The sequence below is a fragment of the Streptomyces mayteni genome (genome assembly GCF_054783955.1).
In genome coordinates this window covers 83,441-102,160 of the sequence record NZ_BAAGPR010000007.1, presented here as the reverse complement: position 1 = coordinate 102,160, position 18,720 = coordinate 83,441, and the positions used below count along the sequence as shown (strand labels likewise).

General features: G+C 73.6%; 16 protein-coding genes and 1 pseudogene. 9 read left to right on the top strand and 8 right to left on the bottom strand.

What is annotated here, in order from left to right:
- Positions 1-51: 51 nt before the first annotated feature.
- The 5 genes and pseudogenes from ACYVPE_RS05635 to ACYVPE_RS05615 all read left to right on the top strand — a co-directional run.
- Positions 52-1,017 (top strand): annotated as a pseudogene (locus ACYVPE_RS05635) (2-dehydropantoate 2-reductase); the annotation flags it as partial.
- Between the two features lie 89 nt (positions 1,018-1,106).
- A complete protein-coding gene (locus ACYVPE_RS05630) occupies positions 1,107-3,062 on the top strand; it encodes a molybdopterin oxidoreductase family protein (RefSeq protein ID WP_461032273.1) in 1,956 nt (651 codons plus the stop codon).
- Positions 3,063-3,273: 211 nt separating this feature from the next.
- The gene (locus tag ACYVPE_RS05625) at positions 3,274-5,130 is read left to right on the top strand and encodes an NAD(P)H-dependent oxidoreductase subunit E (RefSeq protein ID WP_461032272.1); all 1,857 of its coding nucleotides are present in this window, start codon (positions 3,274-3,276) and stop codon (positions 5,128-5,130) included.
- Entirely contained in the window at positions 5,127-6,113 is a 987-nt protein-coding gene (locus tag ACYVPE_RS05620) for a 2Fe-2S iron-sulfur cluster-binding protein (RefSeq protein ID WP_461032271.1), read from the top strand. Before ACYVPE_RS05625 ends, ACYVPE_RS05620 begins: the two co-directional genes overlap by 4 nt.
- Positions 6,110-7,654 (top strand): aldehyde dehydrogenase family protein, encoded by a 1,545-nt coding sequence (locus ACYVPE_RS05615; RefSeq protein ID WP_461032270.1) that lies wholly within the window; start codon positions 6,110-6,112, stop codon positions 7,652-7,654. The genes ACYVPE_RS05620 and ACYVPE_RS05615 overlap by 4 nt, the downstream gene beginning before the upstream one ends.
- A 29-nt stretch (positions 7,655-7,683) precedes the next feature.
- Here the strand turns inward: ACYVPE_RS05615 and ACYVPE_RS05610 are convergent, their stop codons facing one another.
- From ACYVPE_RS05610 to ACYVPE_RS05575, 8 genes are all read right to left on the bottom strand, one after another.
- Positions 7,684-9,501, bottom strand: coding sequence for a glycoside hydrolase family 15 protein (locus ACYVPE_RS05610; RefSeq protein WP_461032269.1), 1,818 nt, complete (start codon positions 9,499-9,501; stop codon positions 7,684-7,686).
- Between the two features lie 69 nt (positions 9,502-9,570).
- Positions 9,571-10,122 carry a GNAT family N-acetyltransferase gene (locus ACYVPE_RS05605; RefSeq protein WP_461032268.1) on the bottom strand — a complete coding sequence of 184 codons (552 nt, stop codon included), beginning with the start codon at positions 10,120-10,122 and terminating at the stop codon, positions 9,571-9,573.
- 173 nt (positions 10,123-10,295) lie between these two features.
- Positions 10,296-11,639 (bottom strand): S28 family serine protease, encoded by a 1,344-nt coding sequence (locus ACYVPE_RS05600; protein ID WP_461032267.1) that lies wholly within the window; start codon positions 11,637-11,639, stop codon positions 10,296-10,298.
- A gap of 77 nt (positions 11,640-11,716) precedes the next feature.
- Positions 11,717-12,154, bottom strand: coding sequence for a hypothetical protein (locus ACYVPE_RS05595; protein ID WP_461032266.1), 438 nt, complete (start codon positions 12,152-12,154; stop codon positions 11,717-11,719).
- A gap of 5 nt (positions 12,155-12,159) precedes the next feature.
- The gene (locus ACYVPE_RS05590; RefSeq protein ID WP_461032265.1) at positions 12,160-12,549 is read right to left on the bottom strand and encodes a hypothetical protein; all 390 of its coding nucleotides are present in this window, start codon (positions 12,547-12,549) and stop codon (positions 12,160-12,162) included.
- On the bottom strand, positions 12,503-13,015 hold the full coding sequence (locus tag ACYVPE_RS05585) for an NADH-quinone oxidoreductase subunit A (RefSeq protein WP_461032264.1): 513 nt from the start codon (positions 13,013-13,015) through the stop codon (positions 12,503-12,505). The genes ACYVPE_RS05590 and ACYVPE_RS05585 overlap by 47 nt, the downstream gene beginning before the upstream one ends.
- A gap of 100 nt (positions 13,016-13,115) precedes the next feature.
- A complete protein-coding gene (locus ACYVPE_RS05580; RefSeq protein WP_461032263.1) occupies positions 13,116-14,999 on the bottom strand; it encodes a multicopper oxidase family protein in 1,884 nt (627 codons plus the stop codon).
- A gap of 235 nt (positions 15,000-15,234) precedes the next feature.
- Positions 15,235-15,669: a hypothetical protein gene (locus ACYVPE_RS05575; RefSeq protein ID WP_461032262.1), complete on the bottom strand. Its 435-nt coding sequence runs from the start codon at positions 15,667-15,669 to the stop codon at positions 15,235-15,237.
- Between ACYVPE_RS05575 and ACYVPE_RS05570 the strand changes: the two genes are divergently transcribed.
- From ACYVPE_RS05570 to ACYVPE_RS05555, 4 genes are read left to right on the top strand one after another with little or no spacing between them, the layout of a single operon-like run.
- Positions 15,638-16,135 (top strand): tetratricopeptide repeat protein, encoded by a 498-nt coding sequence (locus tag ACYVPE_RS05570; protein WP_461032261.1) that lies wholly within the window; start codon positions 15,638-15,640, stop codon positions 16,133-16,135. The genes ACYVPE_RS05575 and ACYVPE_RS05570 overlap by 32 nt on opposite strands.
- Positions 16,136-16,193: 58 nt before the next feature.
- Positions 16,194-16,544 carry a small secreted hydrophilic protein gene (locus ACYVPE_RS05565; protein WP_461032260.1) on the top strand — a complete coding sequence of 117 codons (351 nt, stop codon included), beginning with the start codon at positions 16,194-16,196 and terminating at the stop codon, positions 16,542-16,544.
- Positions 16,435-17,997, top strand: coding sequence for a sensor histidine kinase (locus tag ACYVPE_RS05560; protein WP_461032259.1), 1,563 nt, complete (start codon positions 16,435-16,437; stop codon positions 17,995-17,997). The genes ACYVPE_RS05565 and ACYVPE_RS05560 overlap by 110 nt, the downstream gene beginning before the upstream one ends.
- Positions 17,994-18,662, top strand: a complete 669-nt coding sequence (locus tag ACYVPE_RS05555; RefSeq protein ID WP_461032258.1) for a response regulator transcription factor — start codon at positions 17,994-17,996, stop codon at positions 18,660-18,662. Before ACYVPE_RS05560 ends, ACYVPE_RS05555 begins: the two co-directional genes overlap by 4 nt.
- Positions 18,663-18,720: the final 58 nt, after the last annotated feature.

The following is an 18,720-nucleotide window of genomic DNA, read 5'->3' as shown; positions in this document are numbered from 1 at the left end:
GCAATCCCTGCCCCTCAGGGGCCCACACCCGACCGAGATCGGGGGCAGCGAATGAGAGTGGCAGTGCTCGGCGCCGGAGCCATCGGCGCCTATGTCGGGGCGGCGCTGCACCGCGGCGGCGCCGACGTCCATCTGGTGGCGCGTGGCGCCCAGTTGGCCGCGCTCACCGAACGCGGCGTCACCGTCCTCAGCCCGCGCGGCGACTTCCGCGCCCACCCGCCCGCCACCGGCGACCCGGCCGAGGTGGGCCCCGTCGACTACGTCTTCCTCGGCCTGAAGGCCCAGCAGTACGCCAACTGCGGCGCGCTGCTCCAGCCGCTGCTCGGCCAGGACACGGCGGTGATCGCCGCCCAGAACGGCATCCCCTGGTGGTACTTCCACGGCCTGGCGGGGCACGCCCTCGAAGGCCGCCGCATCGAGGCCGTCGATCCGGGCGGCACCGTCAGCACCGTGATCGAGGCGCGCCGCGCCATCGGCTGCGTCGTCTACTGCTCCACCGAGATCGCCGAGCCGGGCGTGATCCGCCACCTGGAGGGCACCCGCTTCGCCATCGGCGAGCCGGACGGCCGGATCTCCCGCCGCTGCCTCGACTTCAGCGCCGCCATGGTCGCCGGCGGCCTCAAGTGCCCCGTCGAGGCCGACCTGCGCAACGACATCTGGATCAAGCTGATGGGCAACGTCGCCTTCAACCCGCTCAGCGCCCTCACCCGCGCCACCATGGTGCAGATCGCCACCCACCCCGGCGCCCGCCGGCTGGTCGGCACCATGATGGCCGAGACCCTCGCCGTGGCCCGGGCCACCGGCAGCGCCCCCGGCGTCTCCATCGACCGCCGGATCGCCGGCGCCGAACGCGTCGGCCACCACAGGACCTCGATGCTCCAGGACCTGGAGGCCGGCAAGGAGATGGAGACGGGCGCCATCCTCGGCGCCGTCGTCGAACTCGCCGAGCTCACCGGCGTGCCCGCGCCCACCCTGCGCGACGTGCACGCCGCCGTCGACCTCCTCGCCCGCACCAGCACCACCGGCGCCCTCGCCGGCGCCGCGACCGGCCACGCCACGGCCGCAGCACAGGAACTCACCACACCAGCACGGAAGGCCGAACCGACATGACCGCCAACCAGCCGGGCCAGCGCGCCCGCCAGGACCGGAAGCGCCGCCGGGAGCACTACACCCGCCTCACCCAGCCACTCGTGCGTGACGCCGGCGTGCTGCGCCCGGCCTCCTGGGAGGAGGCCATGAGCCGTGCCGCCGAGGGCTTCAGGCGCAACACCGAGCAACACGGTCCGAACGCCTTCGGCATGTTCTCCTGCGCCCGCTCCACCAACGAACTGAACTACCTGGCGCAGAAGTTCACCCGCGCCGTGATCGGCACCAACAACGTCGACTCCTGCAACCGCACCTGCCACGCGCCGAGCGTCGCGGGACTCGCCCACGCCTTCGGCAGCGGCGGCGGCACCTCCTCCTACCAGGAGATCGAGGACACCGACGTCATCGTGCTCTGGGGCTCCAACGCCCGCGAGGCGCACCCCATCTTCTTCCAGCACGTGCTGCGCGGCATGCGCAACGGCGCCCGGCTCTTCGTCGTCGACCCGCGCCGCACCACCACCGCGCAGTTCGCCGAGCGCCACCTGCCGCTCAACGTCGGCACCGACATCCCCCTCGCCTACGGCATCGCCCGCGAGATCATCCACGCCGGCCTGGCCAACCGCACCTTCATCGAGCGCGGCACCGAGAACCACGCCGCCTACGCGGCCGCCGCCGAGCCCTGGACCCTGGCCCGCACCGAGGAGGTCACCGGCGTCCCCGCGGAGCTGATCCGCGAACTCGCCCACGTCTACGCCCGCGCCGACCGTGCCCAACTGTGCTGGACCCTCGGCATCACCGAGCACCACAACGGCACCGACAACGTGCTCTCGCTGATCAACCTGGGCCTGCTCACCGGCCACGTCGGCCGGTACGGCGCGGGGCTCAACCCGCTGCGCGGCCAGAACAACGTGCAGGGCGGCGGCGACATGGGCGCCATCCCCAACCGGATGCCCGGCTTCCAGGACATCCTCGACCCCGCCGTGCGCGAGAAGTTCGGCCTCGCCTACGGCCGCGCCATCCAGCCGCGCTACGGCTGGAACCTCACCCAGATGCTCGACCACATCGAGCGCGGCGACATGACCACCTGCTACATCATCGGCGAGAACCCGGTGCAGTCCGAGGCCGACTGCCAGCACACCGTGAAGCGGCTCTCCAACCTCGACCACCTCGTCGTCCAGGACATCTTCCTCACCAAGACCGCCCAGCTCGCCGACGTGGTGCTGCCCGCCAGCGCCGCCTGGTGCGAGACCGACGGCACCTTCACCAACAGCGAGCGCCGGGTCCAGCGGGTCAGGAAGGCGCTCAACCCGCCGCCGGGCGCCCGCGACGACATCGCGATCCTCTGCGACATGGCGCGCCGGCTCGGCCACGACTGGCGGTACACCCCCGAGCAGGCGTGGGACGAGATGCGCTCCCTCGCGCCCAACCACGCCGGCATCTCCTGGGCCCGCCTGGAGCACGGCGGCATCCAGTGGCCCTGCTACGACGAGGACACCGTCGAACCCTCCTACCTGCACGCCAGGCTGTGGGAGGAGGACCCCGAACTCCGCGGCCGGCCCGCCCCGTTCACCGTCCTCGAACACCGCCCCCCGGTCGACGAGCTCACCGACGAGTTCCCGCTGCGGCTCACCACCGGGCGCCGCCTCGACTCCTACAACACCGGCGTCCAGTCCGGCGGCTTCGACTCCCCGCGCCGCCGCGGCGAGACCCTCGACCTGCACCCGGTGGACGCCGAGGCGCTGGGCGTCGCCGAGGGCGAGGAAGTGCGGATCAGCTCCCGCCGCGGCTCCATCGTCGCGCCCGTCCGGCTCGACTCCGGGCTCAGCCCCGGGCTCGCCTTCATGACCTTCCACTTCCCCGACGAGGTGGACGTCAACGCCATCACCATCGAGGCCACCTGCCCGATCGCCGGCACCGCCGAGTACAAGGCCAGCGCCATCCGCGTCGAACGCCTCGACCCCGTCCCGGCCGTCTAGGCCCTGTCCTGTCGGTCTTGCCGGGCCCGCGACTCCCCCAGGCCTGGCGGCCTGGGAGGCGCCCCCAAACACGGCACCTCGCTGCGTTACCGAATCGCGCGAATACGGCCAAGTATGAGCTGCGATCCGGCGCCTTGCGATGCACCGCGTCTGACGCCGCGGGCTGATCCGACAAGACCAACAGGACAGGACCTCCCACCAGGAGCGCACCATGGAACTGCACTTCAGCGGCGCCACGGCCACCGAGCCGGAACGCGACGCGGTCGACGCCGCGCTCGCCGCCCAGCCGGACGACCCCGAGGCGCCGGCCCACCGCCGCGACCTGCTGCTGCCCGCCCTGCACGCGGTGCACGAGCGGATCGGCTGGATCAGCCCCGGCGCCCTCGAACACCTCTGCCACCGGCTGGAGATCCCGCCCGCCAGCGCCTACGGCGTCGCCAGCTTCTACTCGCTGTTCTCCCTCACCCCCCGCCCCCGCCGGGTGCTCCACGTCTGCACCGATCTCGCCTGCAAGACCGCGGGCGCCGACGGCCTCGCCGCGGCCGCCGAGCGCGAACTCGGCCCGGCCGGGCAGGAGACCGGCGACCTCCAGTGGCTGCGCAGCCCCTGCCTCGGTGTCTGCGAACGCGCCCCCGCCGCCCTCGTCTTCCAGGCCGGCGAGGTCGCCGCCGAGGAGGTGCTCGCCCCCACCGACGCCGACGAACTGCTGGCCGCCGCCCGCACCGGACCGCGCGTCGGCCCCGACCCCACAGGACTCGACCTCATCGAGCGCGAGCCGCCCGTCGCCGCCTCCGTGCCCCAGGCCGGCGAGGCCGGGCTGCGGCTGCTGCGCCGGGTCGGCACCGTCGACCCGGGCAGCCTCGACGCCTACCGGGCCGCCGACGGCTACGTCGCGCTGCGCCGCGCCCTGACGATCGGCCCGGGCGCCGTCATCCGCGAGGTCACCGACTCGGGGCTCACCGGCCGGGGCGGCGCCGCCTTCCCCACCGGCCGCAAGTGGTCGGCCACCGCCGCCCAGCCGGAGACCCCGCACTACCTGGTCTGCAACGCCGACGAGAGCGAGCCAGGCACCTTCAAGGACCGGGTGCTGCTGGAGGGCGACCCCTTCGCCGTCGTCGAGGCCATGACCATCGCCGGGTTCGCCATCGGGGCCCGCCGCGGCTACCTCTACCTGCGCGGCGAGTACCCGCGCGCCCTGCACCGGATCAGGCACGCCATCGCCGAGGCCAGGCGCCGCGGCTTCCTCGGCCGCGACGTCATGGGCCACCCCGGATTCCACTTCGAGATCGAGATCCGGCGCGGCGCCGGCGCCTACATCTGCGGCGAGGAGACCGCCATCTTCAACTCCATCGAGGGCTTCAGGGGCGAGCCGCGCAGCAAGCCCCCGTTCCCCGTGGAGAAGGGCCTGTTCGGCAAGCCCACCGCCGTCAACAACATCGAGACCCTGGCCAACATCCCGCTCGTCCTGACGGAGGGCGGCGCCGCCTACGCCAGGATCGGCACCGAACGGTCCACCGGCAGCAAGCTGTTCTGCCTCTCCGGCGCCGTCCGCCGACCCGGCGTCTACGAGGTGCCGTTCGGCACCACCCTCGGCCAACTCCTCGACCTGGCCGGGGGAGTGGCCGACGGCCGCGACCTGCGCGCGGTGCTGCTCGGCGGCGCCGCCGGCGGCTTCGTCCGCGCCGACGAACTCGACCTGCCGCTCACCCTGGAGGACGCCCGGGCCGCCGGCACCACCCTCGGCTCAGGCGTCGTGCTGGCCCTCGACGACCGGGCCGACCTGGCCGACATCCTGCTCCGCATCGCCGCCTTCTTCCGCGACGAGTCCTGCGGCCAGTGCGTCCCCTGCCGGATCGGCACCGTGCGCCAGGAGGAGGCCCTGCACCGGCTGGTGCGCTCCCGCGACCCGGCCGACACCTCGCTGCTCCGCGAGGTCGGCCAGGTGATGCGCGACTCCTCCATCTGCGGCCTCGGCCAGACCGCGTGGAACGCCATCGAGTCCGCCCTCGACCGCCTCGGCCTGCTCGCCGACCCGGACGGCAAGGCCCCCACGGGAGGAACCACATGACCGCCATCGACCTCGGACTCCCGCGCCGCATGGTGGAGTTCACCCTGGACGACACCACCGTGCTGGTCCCGGAGGGCGCCACCATCCTGGACGCCGTCCGCGCCACCGGCGGCGACCTGCCCACCCTCTGCCACGGCGACACGCTCACCCCGGCCAACGTCTGCCGGCTGTGCATGGTCGAGGTCGAGGGCTCCCGCACCCTGGTGCCTTCCTGCTCCCGCAGGGCCGAGCCCGGCATGGTGGTGCGCACCGCCACCGAGCGGGCCAGGCACAGCCGCAAGCTGGTGCTCGAACTGCTCGGCTCCGCCTCCGACCTGTCCACCACGCCGAACGTCGCCGAGTGGATGGCCGAGTACGGCGCCGAGCCCGCCCGCTTCGGCCCGCCTGCCCCACCGCGGACCGGCCACGCGAGGCCGGGCGAACACGAGGAGACCGACGGCGCCGCCGCGGCCACCGTCGCCCAGCCGGCCAAGGTCGACAACGACCTCTACGTCCGCGACTACGGCAAGTGCATCCTCTGCTACAAGTGCGTCGACGCCTGCGGCGACCAGTGGCAGAACACCTTCGCCCTCACCGTCGCCGGGCGCGGCTTCGACGCCGGCATCTCCACCGAGTACGCGGCCCCGCTGCCCGACTCCGCCTGCGTCTACTGCGGCAACTGCATCGAGGTCTGCCCCACCGGCGCGCTCAGCTTCAAAGCCGAGTACGACCACCGGGCCGCCGGCACCTGGGACGAGTCGGCGCAGACCGAGACCACCACGCTGTGCACCTTCTGCGGCACCGGCTGCTCGCTCACCCTGCACGTCCAGGAGATGACGGACGGCGCCCAGGAGATCGTCCGGGTCACCTCCCCGCACGACAACTCCGTCACCCACGGCAACCTCTGCATCAAGGGCCGCTTCGGCTGGCAGCACGTCCAGCGCACCGGGCCGCCCGTCCAGGACGTCTCCGACGTCGAGACGGGCCAGGGGGCCGAGCTGTGACCGGCTACCGGCTCAAGCGGGGCGCCGACTGGACCGACGCGCTCGCCCACGCCCTGCGCGTCGCGCCCGAGGCGTTCCACGACGACCGGGCGCTCAACCTGCACGGCGGCGGCTGGCACCCCGACGGCGTCCCGGCCCCCGCCACCAGCCCCGTCGACGGCCGCCCCATCCTCGGCCCGCCGGCCCTGGACGCGGCCGCCGCCCGCGGCGCCGTGCTGGCCGCCCTCGACCGACACCGGGACTGGAGCCGGCTGCCGCTCGCCGAGCGGCGCGCCAGGGTCGCCGGCGCCGTCGACGAACTCGCGGCCCACCGCGACCTGTTGGCGCTGCTGCTGGTCTGGGAGATCGGCAAGCCCTGGCGGCTGGCCCGCGCCGACGTGGACCGCTGCCTCGACGGGGTGCGCTGGTACCTGGACGAGATCGAGCCCATGCTGGCCGGCCGCGCCCCGCTGGCCGGCCCGGTCTCCAACATCGCCAGCTGGAACTACCCGATGAGCGTGCTGATGCACGCCATGCTGGTGCAGGTACTGGCCGGCAACGCCGCCATCGCCAAGACCCCCACCGACGGCGGCACCGCCTGCCTCACCCTGGCCTGCGCCCTGGCCGCCCGGCACGGCCTGCCGCTCACCCTGGTCAGCGGCGCCGGCGCCGAGCTCTCCCCGGCGCTGGTCGGCGCCCCGGCCGTGGGCTGCGTCAACTTCGTCGGCGGCCGCGGCGCCGGAGGCCGGGTCGCCGCCGCGCTGGCCGCCACCCGCACCCGGCACATCCTGGAGCAGGAGGGCCTCAACTGCTGGGGGGTGTGGGAGTTCAGCGACTGGGAGCTGCTCGCCGGGCACGTCCGCCGGGCCTTCGAGTACGGCAAGCAGCGCTGCACCGCCTACCCGCGCTACGTCGTCCAGCGCGACCTCTTCGACGCCTTCCTCGCCGCCTACCTGCCGGCGGTCAGGGCCGTGGAGTTCGGCCACCCACTGGCCGTCGAGCACCCCGAGGACGAGCCACCCGAGCTCGCCTTCGGCCCGCTGATCAACGACGCCAAGGCCAAGGAACTGGCCGGCTTCGTCGCCGAGGCGGTGTCCCGCGGCGGCGTCCCGCTGCACCGCGGTCGGCTCACCGACGGCCGCTTCCTGCCGGGACAGGACACCGCCGCCTACCTGCCGCCCGCCGCCGTGCTCTCCCCGCCACCCTCCTCGCCGCTGCACCACCAGGAGCCGTTCGGCCCGGTCGACACCATCGTGCTGGTCGACACCGAGGCCGAGCTGCTGGCCGCCATGAACGCCAGCAACGGCGCCCTCGTCGCCTCCCTGGCCTGCGACGACCCGGCCACCGCCGGCCGACTCGCCGGCCAGCTCCAGGCGTTCAAGGTCGGCGTCAACGCGCCCCGCTCGCGCGGCGACCGCGCCGAGCCGTTCGGCGGCCGCGGCGCCTCCTGGCACGGCGCGTTCGTCGGCGGCGAACTCCTGGTGCACGCCGTCACCCAGGGCCCGCCGGGCGAACGACTGCACGGCAACTTCGCCGACTACGCGCTCTACCCGCCCATCTGACACCACCTGACACCACCTGGGCCGCCGGCTCAGCCCAGGGCGCGGTCCAGGTTGAACGCCGCGCTGATCAGGGCGAGATGGGTGAACGCCTGCGGGAAGTTGCCGCGCTGCTCGCCGGTGTGCCCGATCTCCTCGGCGTACAGGCCAAGGTGGTTGGCGTACGTCAGCATCTTCTCGAACGCCAGCCTGGCCTCCTCGGGCCGCCCGGCCCGCACCAGCGCCTCCACGTACCAGAAGGAGCAGATGGAGAACGTGCCCTCCTCGCCGCGCAGCCCGTCGGGGCTGACCCGCGGGTCGTAGCGGTAGACCAGCGAGTCGGAGACCAGCTCCTCGCTCAACGCGTCAAGCGTGGACAGCCACTTGGGGTCGGTGGGGGAGATGAACTTGGCCAGCGGCATCATCAGCACCGAGGCGTCGAGCACGTCGTCCTCCTCGTGCTGCACGAAGGCCCGGCGCTCCGCGGACCAGCAACGGCGCATGATCTGGTAGTAGATGGCGTCCCGGCTCTCCCGCCACCGCGGGATGTCGGCCGGCAGCCCGCGGTGGATGGCCATCCGCATCGCCCGCTCGATGGCCACCCAGCACATCAGCCGCGAGTACAGGAACCGCTTGGGCCCGCCCCTGGTCTCCCAGACGCCGTCGTCCGGCTGGTCCCAGTTGCCGCAGACCCACTCCACCAGCACGGTGACCTCGTCCCAGCGGTCGCTGGAGATCGGCTGCCCCCACTTGTCGTAGAGGTAGATCGAGTCGATCAGCGCGCCGTAGATGTCCAACTGGAGCTGGGCGGCGGCCGCGTTGCCCACCCGCACCGGGGCGGAGCCCATGTACCCCTCCAGATGGCCGAGTTCGCGCTCCGGCAGCTCGGTGCGCCCGTCGATGCCGTACATGATCTGGAGGGGGCCCGTCGGCCCCGGATCGCGCTGCCCCCGCCGCTGGGAGAGGAAGGCCATGAACGAGTCGGCCTCCTCGGTGAAGCCGAGCCGCAGCAGCGCGTAGACCGCGAACGCGGCGTCCCTGATCCAGACGTACCGGTAGTCCCAGTTCCGCTCGCCGCCGATCTGCTCCGGCAGGCTGGTGGTGGGCGCGGCCACGATCGCGCCGGTCGGCGCGTAGGTGAGCAGCTTCAGCGTCAGCGCGGAGCGGTGCACCATCTCGCGCCACCGACCCCGGTAGCGGGACGACGAGAGCCAGCGCCGCCAGAAGTCGACGGTGGTGGCGAACTCCTCCTCCGCCTCGGCGCGCGGGCAGGCGCGCGGCGGCTCCCCGCCCTCGATCCGGTCCAGCGCGAACACCTCCGACTGGCCCTCCAACAGCGTGAACCGCGACCACACGTCGCGCTCGTCGCCCTCGATCGGGGCCGTGGAGGTCAGCGCCAGCGTCAGGTCGGGGGAGGAGAAGACCGCCTGCCCGTCCAGCATGCGCAGGGTGTGCGGCTGGGCGCCGTAGTCGAAACGCGGCGCGACCCTGGCCCGGAACGGCACCGTGCCGCGCACGCACACCACCCGGCGGAGCAGCCGGTGCCGGTCGTCGTGGCCGTCCGAGCTGCCGGTGACCGGCATGAAGTCCTGCACCTCGCCGACCCCGTCGCTCGCGAAGAACCGGGTGATCAGCACGTTGGTGTCGGGGAAGTAGAACTGCTTGGTGCGGGCCGGCACGTCGGTCGCCAGCTCGAAGCTGCCGCCGCGGTCGGCGTCCAGGATGGCGCCGAAGACGCTGGGGGAGTCGAAGCGGGGGCAGCAGTACCAGTCGATGGTGCCGTCGATGCCCACCAGCGCGATGCTCCGCAGGTCGCCGATCAGGCCGTGGTCGGCGATCGGCAGATAGCGCGACCCGGGTCGCTCGGTCATGACCGACCTCCTCCCGCTCCGTCTTCGAGCGTAGAACGGGACGGGCGGCGCGGCCTCCGGACGACCTCCTCAGCCCGTCACCCCCGGTCGATCGATCCGGTACACGTAGTGGTCGCGGTCGTCGATCGGGTTGTCAGGAGTCAGCTCCCCCTCACCGACGCGGCGCAGCCCGGCCCGCTCCAGCGCCCGCCAGGACGTCGGGTTGGCGACCACCACCGGCACCAGCAGGCAGCGCGCCGCCGGCAGCTCCTCCCAGGTCAGCGCGGTGGCGGCGGAGATCATGGCGGAGCCGAGGCCGCGGCCCACCAGGGCAGGATCGCCGATCAGGTAGTCCAGGGTCACCGCGCCCTCGGGCACCGGCACCACGGCGGCGAGCTCGGCCCGGTACTCCGGGTAGTCGGCGAACGCGCACCGCTGCACCAGGCCGATCGGCCGGCCGTCGAGCAGCGCCAGCAGGTCGTCGGACGGCTCCTCGCCCCTGGCCGCGGGACCGAAGTCGCGGGCCACCGCCTCCGGCGTGGTCTCGTGGTGCCACCAGCGGGCCACGTGCGGCTCGGCCAGCCAGCCCCGCAACAGCGGGAAGTCCGACTCGGTGACCCGGCGAAAGGCGAACGACGGCATGCTGCTGCTCCGTTTCCCGACGTGGAAAGGGGACGCGCGCCGTGGCCTCCGGAGGCCACGGCGCGCGCCCCACCCCGACCGAACCCATGCGTTCGGTCGGGGGTGGCATGGCTCAGCGGGCCGGCGGGACCGGCGCCCCGGGGGTTGTGCCATGCCAGGTAGTGTGCCGACGCCTACGGCGCGTCGAGGCCCGCCCAGTCGAGCAGCGTGGTCGTGGCCAGCTCCCGGTCCTCGGGGGCCAGCGTTCCGATGCCGGCGGTGGCGTGGTTGGCGTCGGGCGCGGTCAGCACGTACGAGTCCTCGCTGCCGGGGCCGAGCTCGAACGGCTTCGCGCTCCAGGGGTCGTCCTCCCCGTTGACGAACAGCAGCCGCTCACCCTCGTGCCGCACCCAGCGGTCCACCTCGGTCACCGCGCCGTTGTCGAACTCGGGCAGCTCGATGTCCGGCGGCACGAACGCGGCCGAGTAGAACAGCTCGGGATGCCGCACCAGGCCCGCCAGGTGGTCAGCCGAGTACAGCGGGTTTCCCAGCTGGGTAGCGGCCTGGTAGTAGTACGGCGCCATGGCGTCCAGCTCCTGGTCGGAGCCCCAGCCGGTCGTCGACTCGAAGTAGTCGTAGAGCTCGGCGGAGGACACCGAGGTCTCCGGGATGTCGGCGCAGGCCGCCTCGCCCGAGTACTGCCAGAACATGAAGCGCAGGTTGATCGGGCCTGCCTCGAACGAGGCGTCCACGCTGCCCACCGTCTCGAAGGTGGCGCCGGTCTCCTCGGCCCACGCCTCGTGCAGCGCCACCAGCTCGTCGCGGCGCAGCAGGGCCTCCCGCTCCAGGTCGGCGAGCGCCTGGCGGCACTCGGCGGTCCCCACGGTGTCGAAGAACGCGTCGTAGGGCGCGGTGTCCTCCCGGTCGGTGTTGTTCGGTGCCACGTAGGCGACGGTGCCCGCCATGTCGTCCGGGAAGAAGTGGCGGTAGAAGGCCGCCGTCATCCCGCCCTTGCTGCGGCCGCCGGAGATCCACGGCACGTCGTAGATCTCGTCGAGCGCCTCGTGGACCCGGTGCTGGTCGCTGGCCGCCTGCCAGATGTCCAGCGTGGACCAGTCCTTGGGATCGGGCACCGACTCCCCGAAGAAGCGGTGTTCCAGGCCGACCTCGTTGCCGCCGAGCAGCTGGGTGGGCTCGCTCCGCGCCGGGTTGGGGTTCAGCCAGTAGCCGTTGGTCCAGAAGACCGTCGGGCGGTCCTCGTCGTGGTGGAGCAGCGAGAGGCGCTGCTGGAACGTCTCTCCCCCGGGATCGCGGTGGTCCACCGGCTGGGTGAAGTTCAACAGGAAGAAGCGGTCGCCGTCGTCGGCCGGCCGCTCCTCGATCAGGCTCATCCCGGGCACCGCGAGCAGGCGGTCCAGGATGTCCTCCTCCGTGGTGGCCGTGGCCGCCGTGGCCGGCCCCGCCGCCGGCAGCACCAGGGCGCCGGCCAGCACCACGGCGGCCAGCGGCGGGCGGCGTCGGAATCCGCGCTTGAGCATGACGTCAACTCCCCTTTGAAGAAAGCTCTGTTGCGGAAGCTACTCGGCGGGGCCCGTGGTGCGGGAGTGTCGCGTCCTCAGTTGAACAGCGCCAGCACCGGGCCGCCGGCCAGGCCCAGGGCCAGCGAGCCGAGCGCCGTCGCGTAGGCGGTCACGGCGGCCGACCGCACCGCCGCACCGGTCCCGGCGGCGGGCGGTGGGCCGAGGAGCGCGGGTGCCAGCCAGCGCAGGTAGTAGAAGAGCGAGGCGACGGTGTTGGCCACCGCGAGCGCGGCCAGCCAGGCGTAGCCGCCGTCGACCGCCGCGCCGAACACCACGAGCTTGCCGAGGAAGACCGCGGTCGGCGGCCCCCGGTCCCCCCACGCCCAGGCCGCCGCGGCGCCCGCCACCGCCACGCCGCCGGCCACCACCGGCTCCCAGGGGCGTACGGCCTCCGGGCCGCCGAGCACCGACGCGACGCCGCCGCGCAGCGGCGGCAAGGCGGCGGCCGTCAGACCGAGGCAGGCCGTGGCCAACAGGATCAGTGCGACTGCCGCCGGTACCGAGACCCGGGGCCCCGGCCGGCGCGGCGCCGGCGGCGCGGCCGGCCCCGGGCCGGCCCCGGCGGTTCGGCGGTGCGGCAGCCACCGCGCCCGACGGCGGTACCGCCTGGCGCCTCCGGCGGTGCCGGGCCCCCGCTCCTGGTGCCGGCTCCGGCCGCCGCTACGGCAGGGCCGGCCGGCCAGTCGAGCAGCACAGGACCGAGCGGCAGCCGCAGCACGTCGAGCCGCAGCCCGTCCCGGTCGTCGCCGCGCTCGGCCAGCGGTATCCCCGCCACCACCGGGCCGGTGACACGTCCCGCGTCCCCGCCGGCGCGCAGCAGGTCACGCCCGGCCGCCAGCGCCCGCGCCGCCTGCTCGGGCGCGGCCACCGAGACCCGGGCGCGCGGCCCGGGCAGCCGGCCGAACAGCTCGTCGAGCCAGCCGGCGGCGCCCGGGCCTCGCCGGCCCGCCACCACCAACAGGTCGGCCGCCGCCGGCCCCTCGACCAGCGGCCACCACCGCGCGCTCCACCGCGAGCCGGCTCGCCGTGCCGCCGGGCACCGTGGCGAGCAGCACCGCGGGCCGTGCCACCGCCCGCCGCCGCAGCGCCGCCGCCCCGACCTCCGCCACCACGACGGCCCACGGGTACATGAAGAGCATCTCCATGTCGAAGGCCAGGAAGACCATGGCCACCGCGTACCACCGCACATGGAACCGGGAGGTGGCGTGCTCGGCCGGGGCCAGGCCACCGGCGAACGCGCCCGCCGGGGCCGGCTCGGCCGGGCCGGCCAGCCAGCGGCCGGCCCCGTACAGCGCGGCCACCCCGGCGAGCGCCACGCCGAGCACCACGAACACCGGCTGCCAATCCGCTCATGCCACCGATCGTGCGTCGCCCGGCGGGCGGCCCCATCCCGGCCGGGGGAGACGGGGGAGGCCCGCCGGCCCGGCCGCCGGCTCAGTGGTCGCCGTGGTCGCCCCGGTGGTGGTCGAAGACGAGCACCTCGGCCGGTACCACCGTGAACGCCCGCATCATCCCCATGTCCTCGTGCTCCAGCAGGTGGCAGTGGTACATGAACCGGCCCTGCGCCCCCTCGTAGGGGCCGAGCACCCGCACCATCTGGTTCCTCGGCACCCTGACGACGTCCTTCCAGCCCCGCTCGTTGGGCTCCATGGGGATGGCCGCCTCGGGCGAGGTGTCGAACACCACCGGGGTGCGGGTGCCGCCGAGTGCCGGGTCGAAGCCCGCGGTGAGGTACGGGTCACGGCCCATCAGCTGGAACGCCGTCAGGTGGATGTGCATCGGGTGGGTGGGCCCGTTCAGGTTGAGGAAGGACCACTGCTCGTAGTCCCCGTGCTCCACCTTGAAGTTGAGCGTGTCGTCGTACCGCCTGGCGACCCGGCGGTACGTCCTGGTGACGCCCTCGGCGTCGGTGACCTGGATGATCCCGTCCGACGGGATCTCCACCGACGCCGCGTCGACCTCGGCCATCTCCCAGATCTCGGGGTGGCCGCCGCCGCCCACGGTGCTCGTCGGGGTCAGCACGACCAGCCGGTGCTCGTGCGGGATGTCGTGGGTCAGCTCGCGGAAGGACGCCGAGACCACCTCCGGCAGGGTGAAGCGGTCGCGCACCGGGCGCGCCCCCACCCGGAACTCCATCACCTGCGGGAACGGCACGTCGCTCGCCGGGTCGGGCTCGCCCGGCACCCCGTCCTCCACGTTGACCAGGCGCAGCCGCCGGCCGCGCAGCGCCGAGAAGTCGATCAGCAGGTCCATCCGCTCGGCCGGGGCGATGGTGAGCCGCGGCAGCTCACCCTCGAAGTCCACCGGCACCGGCCTGGGCAGCAGCCCGGCGTCCGTGCCGATCTGCTTCACGGCGCCCGGCACCAGCCGCCCCTCCTCGTCGATCAGGGCCAGGTTGAAGATCCGGGCGTTCGCCGCGTTGAGCAGCCGGAACCGGTACCAGCGCGGCTCCACCGCGAGGTGCGGCCACACCACCCCGTTGACCAGCGTGTAGGGGCCGCTGAACGGCAGGGTGACCGGCTGGTCGGTCTCCGGGTTCGGGGTGGGCAGCCGCCGCACCTTGTGCAGCTGCTCGCCGGTGGGCCGGCCCTCCGCGTCCACCACGAAGTTGCGGTCGGAGAGCACGAGTGGGATCTCGTACCGGCCGGCGGGCAGCCGCAGCGCGGCCTCCTCGTCGTCGCGGACGAGATACATGCCGGCCAGCCCCGCGAAGACGTTCCAGCGGGTGATGTGCATGGCGTGGTCGTGGTACCAGAGCGTGCCGGAGCGCTGGTCGTTCGGGTACTCGGAGAGCTGCGCGTCGCCGTGCGAGACCGCGTTCTCCGTCCAGCCGTCGTTGCCGCCGCCGGTCACCGCGCCGTGCAGGTGGGTGACGGACCAGCCGGGCAGGTCGGCGACCTCCTTGACCTCCTCGAAGCCCTCGCCCGTGCCGGGCACCGCCGAGGACGGCACCGACACCTCGCCCTGCCGCGTGGTGAGCGGCGCCATCCCGGCCAGCACCGGGAACTCGCCCGTCAGCCGGTTCGTCCAGGCCACCCGGATCCGCTGCCCACGCCGCACCTCGAAGGTCGGCCCCGGGTAGTGGCCGTCGTACGCCCAGACCAGGGTCGGCGCCATCTGGGAGTGCATGCGCACCCAGGTCGCCTCCAACTCGACGGTCACCGCCTCGCCCTGGCCGCCGCGCCCCGGCCGCAGCACCGGCGGCACCCGCAGCGGGTCCAGAAACGGAGTCAGCCCCCCGAGCCGCTCCGCGTCGCCCCCGACCCCGTCGTCACTCGGGTCGTCGTTCGTGTTGTCGGTCGTGTAGTGGTCGTTCACGTGATAGCCCCCCCGGGCTCCCCCAAGCCACCGACCGGTCGAGGCCGGCGGCGCTGATGTTCCTCAGCCCATCATGCGGTGACCGTTCACCGATAACGGACGTTTACCGGCCATCTCATCCGCACACGCCATGAACGCTGGCAACACCCTCACCTCGTGCCAAGTGGGGCGATCCGGCGGCGTGACATGGCCGAAAATGACGGGCGTCCGGGGGAGCGGGCGGGGGAGCGCACCGTCAGCCGCGCGCCGTGGCGCCGCCGTGGCCGGCCGCCCGCCCGTTGATCTCGTCGATCGCCTGCTGGGCCTGCTCACGCGGCGAGCGCCCGGAGAGCTGCGACACCGAGGCGGTCGCCTGCGGCTGCCGCTGAGCCGCCGCCGCGGCCTGTGCCTGTGCCTGTGCCTGGGCTTGGGCCTGGGCCTGGGCCTGCGTCTGTGCCGACGGCTGGCCAGGATCCGCCGCCGGCCTGGCGTGGGCCGCGGCCCGGGTCCGCAGCCGGTGGGCGGCCGCCTCGTCCAGGCTCACCGGCCGCTGCGCCTGGGCGGCCAGCCGGCTCGCCTCGGCACCCAGCGCGGCCACGTCCTCCCAGCTCAGCCGCACCACAAGCCGCAACTCGGCCTCGCCGCTGGCCAGCGCCTGGATGGGAAGGGAGGTGCTGACGGAGTCACTCACGACTGGGTCCTCTCGGTCACGGGCTCGCCGGCCGCTGATCGGTTCACCGGATGACACGAGACGCCGCCCCGTTCCGTTCAACGCGCCGCGAGAGCTGCCGGGAGTCGCTGGCCCTCTGCCGGGCGCACGGCCACCGCGAGGGGGAGGCCGCCGCCTGGGACAGCCTCGGCTCATCGCGAGCCGGGTCGGCCGGCACGCCGACGCCCTCGACCACTACCGCCACGCGCTCGCCCTCCGCCGCGACCTGGGCGACACCTACGAGGAGGCGGACGCCCTCGGCTGCCTCGCCGAGGCCCACCTGGCCCTCGGCGACCCCGCCGAGGCCCGCGCCACCTGGCGTCAGGCGCTGGCCTCTACCACGCCCAGCACCGCGCCGACCAGATCCGCGAGACCGAGGCCTGCCTCGGGGCGCTCGAACCCTGAGCGGAGGGCGCCGGGAAGGGCCCCCGGGGGTGGGGCTTCATGAGAGGCCTTTCATCATCGCTTCATGTTGTCGTGCGGTGTGATGCCGAATCCTGGTCGCCATGACCTTCTCGCGCCGCGTGGCGACGCTGACCGCCGTCGTCCTCATCCCGATCGGCATAGCCGGCACCAGCTTCCTGCTCGGCGACGACCTCGAGACCCCGTCCGTGCCCGCCGAGGTCGACCTCGAACAGACCCCGGGCGGGGGAGCGGAACCGACCGCGCCCGACGCCCCGCCCTCCGAGCCCTCCGAGCCTCGCGAGGACGTCGTGCCCAGACCGTCACCCACCGAAGGATCCGTCGATGACCAGCCGGGCGACGACGACCTCGACGACGACCCGGCCGACGACGCGGACGACCCCGACGACCCGGCCACCGACGACGACGGCCGCGACGGAGCGGACGACGGCTGACGGCGCCCGCCGCCGGTTCCGGCTCTCGGCCCGGCTGCGCATCCTGCTGTGGCTGCTCGTGGTGATGGCCGTCGCCCTCGCCACCGTGGTCCTGACCACCCGCTCGATCCTGCTGCGCGACGCCGAGCAGCGCGTCGGCCAGCTGCTCAGCCAGGAGACCTCCGAGTTCGAGAGCTTCGTCGACCACGCGCGCGATCCCGAGACCGGCCGTCCCTTCACCGAGCCGCGCCGGCTGCTCGGCGTCTATCTGGAGCGCCAGTACCCCGAGCCCGACGAGGAGTTGCTCGGCTACATCCGCGAGGAGCCGTCGCCCCGGGTCATCCGCCAGGACCGCGACATCGCCTCCCGGCTGCCGCTCCACCAGGACGGCGCCTCCCTCGAACGAATGTCGGAACACCCCGCGGGCACCGGCACCCTGCGCCGCGCCGACGGCGTCGTCCACTGGGCCAAGGTCCGCATCCGCTACGGCGAAGGACAGCCGGAGGCGATGTTCCTGGTCGCCGTCCACGACGACCCCTCCGGGTCGTCAGCCGAGAACGCCGTCCGCATCCTGCTGGTCATCTCCGGCGTCGCGCTGCTGATGAGCTGCGTCATCGGCTGGGGCGTCGCGGGCCGCATCCTCCGCCCCGTCAGGCTGGTCCGCGCCACCGCGGCCCAGCTCACCGAGCAGGACCTGACCCGCCGCATCCCGATCGACGGGCACGACGACATCTCCGCACTCGCCGAGACGTTCAACGCCATGCTCGACCGCCTCGAACGCGCCTTCGGCACCCAGCGCGACTTCGTGGACGACGCGGGCCACGAACTCCGCACCCCCATCACGATCGTCCGCGGCCACCTGGAGCTGATGAGCGCCGGCGAGGGCCCGGCGGCCGCCGCCGAGCGCCGCGAGACGCTGCGCCTGGTCACCGACGAGCTGGACCGCATGAGCCGGATCGTCGAGGACCTGCTGCTGCTCGCCAAGGTCGAACGCCCCGACTTCGTCAGGCCCGCGCCCGTCCAGGTCGCCGAACTCACCGCCGACGTCTACGTCAAGGCCAGGGCCCTCGGCGACCGCCGCTGGGAGCTGGCCGAGGTCGCCGAGTGCGAGGCGACGGTCGACGCCCAGCGGATCACCCAGGCCATGGTGCAACTCGCCCAGAACGCGGTCCAACACACCGGCCCCGGCCAGCGGATCAGGATCGGCTCCCGGCCGGCGGCCGGGCACGTCGAACTGTACGTCGCCGACAGCGGGCCGGGGGTCAGGCCGGAGGAGGCCGAGATGATCTTCGAACGCTTCCGCCGCGGCACCACGCGACGCGGCGGCGAACGCAGCGGCGCCGGGCTCGGGTTGTCCATCGTCCGCGCCATCACCCGGGGGCACCACGGCCGGGTCGAGCTCCGCCCCACGCCGGGCGGCGGCGCCACCTTCGTCCTCGTCGTACCGGCCCAGGAAGTCCAGGAGACCCAATGAACCGCATCCTCATCGCCGAGGACGAGGCGCGCATCGCCGCCTTCGTCGAGAAGGGCCTGCGGGCCAACGGCTTCAACACCACCGTCGCCTCGGACGGCGACACCGCCCTCGACTACGCGAGCACCGGCGCGTTCGACCTCGTCGTCCTCGACATCGGCCTGCCAGGCAGGGACGGCTTCACCGTGCTGCGCGAACTCCGGGAGACCCGCGTCACCATGCCCGTGATCGTGCTCACCGCCCGCGACTCGGTCCGCGACACCGTGGCCGGTCTCGAGGGCGGCGCCGACGACTGGATGACCAAGCCCTTCCGCTTCGAGGAGTTGCTCGCCCGGGTCCGGCTCCGGCTGCGCACCGCGGCCCGCGCCCCCGAGGTGACGGTGCTGCGCTGCGGCGACCTCGGCCTCGACCTGCGCACCCGCCGCGCCCGCGCCGGCTCGGCCCTGGTCGACCTGTCGGCGCGCGAGTTCGTGCTCCTCGAACTCTTCCTGCGCCACCCGGGACAGGTGCTCTCCCGGGAGCAGATCCTCTCCCACGTCTGGGGCTACGACTTCGACCCCGGCTCCAACATCGTGGACGTGTACGTCAGGGCGCTCCGCAAGAAGCTCGGCGCCCACCGGGTGGAGACCGTCCGCGGCATGGGCTACCGGCTGCCGCATCCCTCGTGAACCGGCCGCCGTGGCGGGCGATTTCATGAAACGTCTCTCATGAGCGGTTCATCGGGAC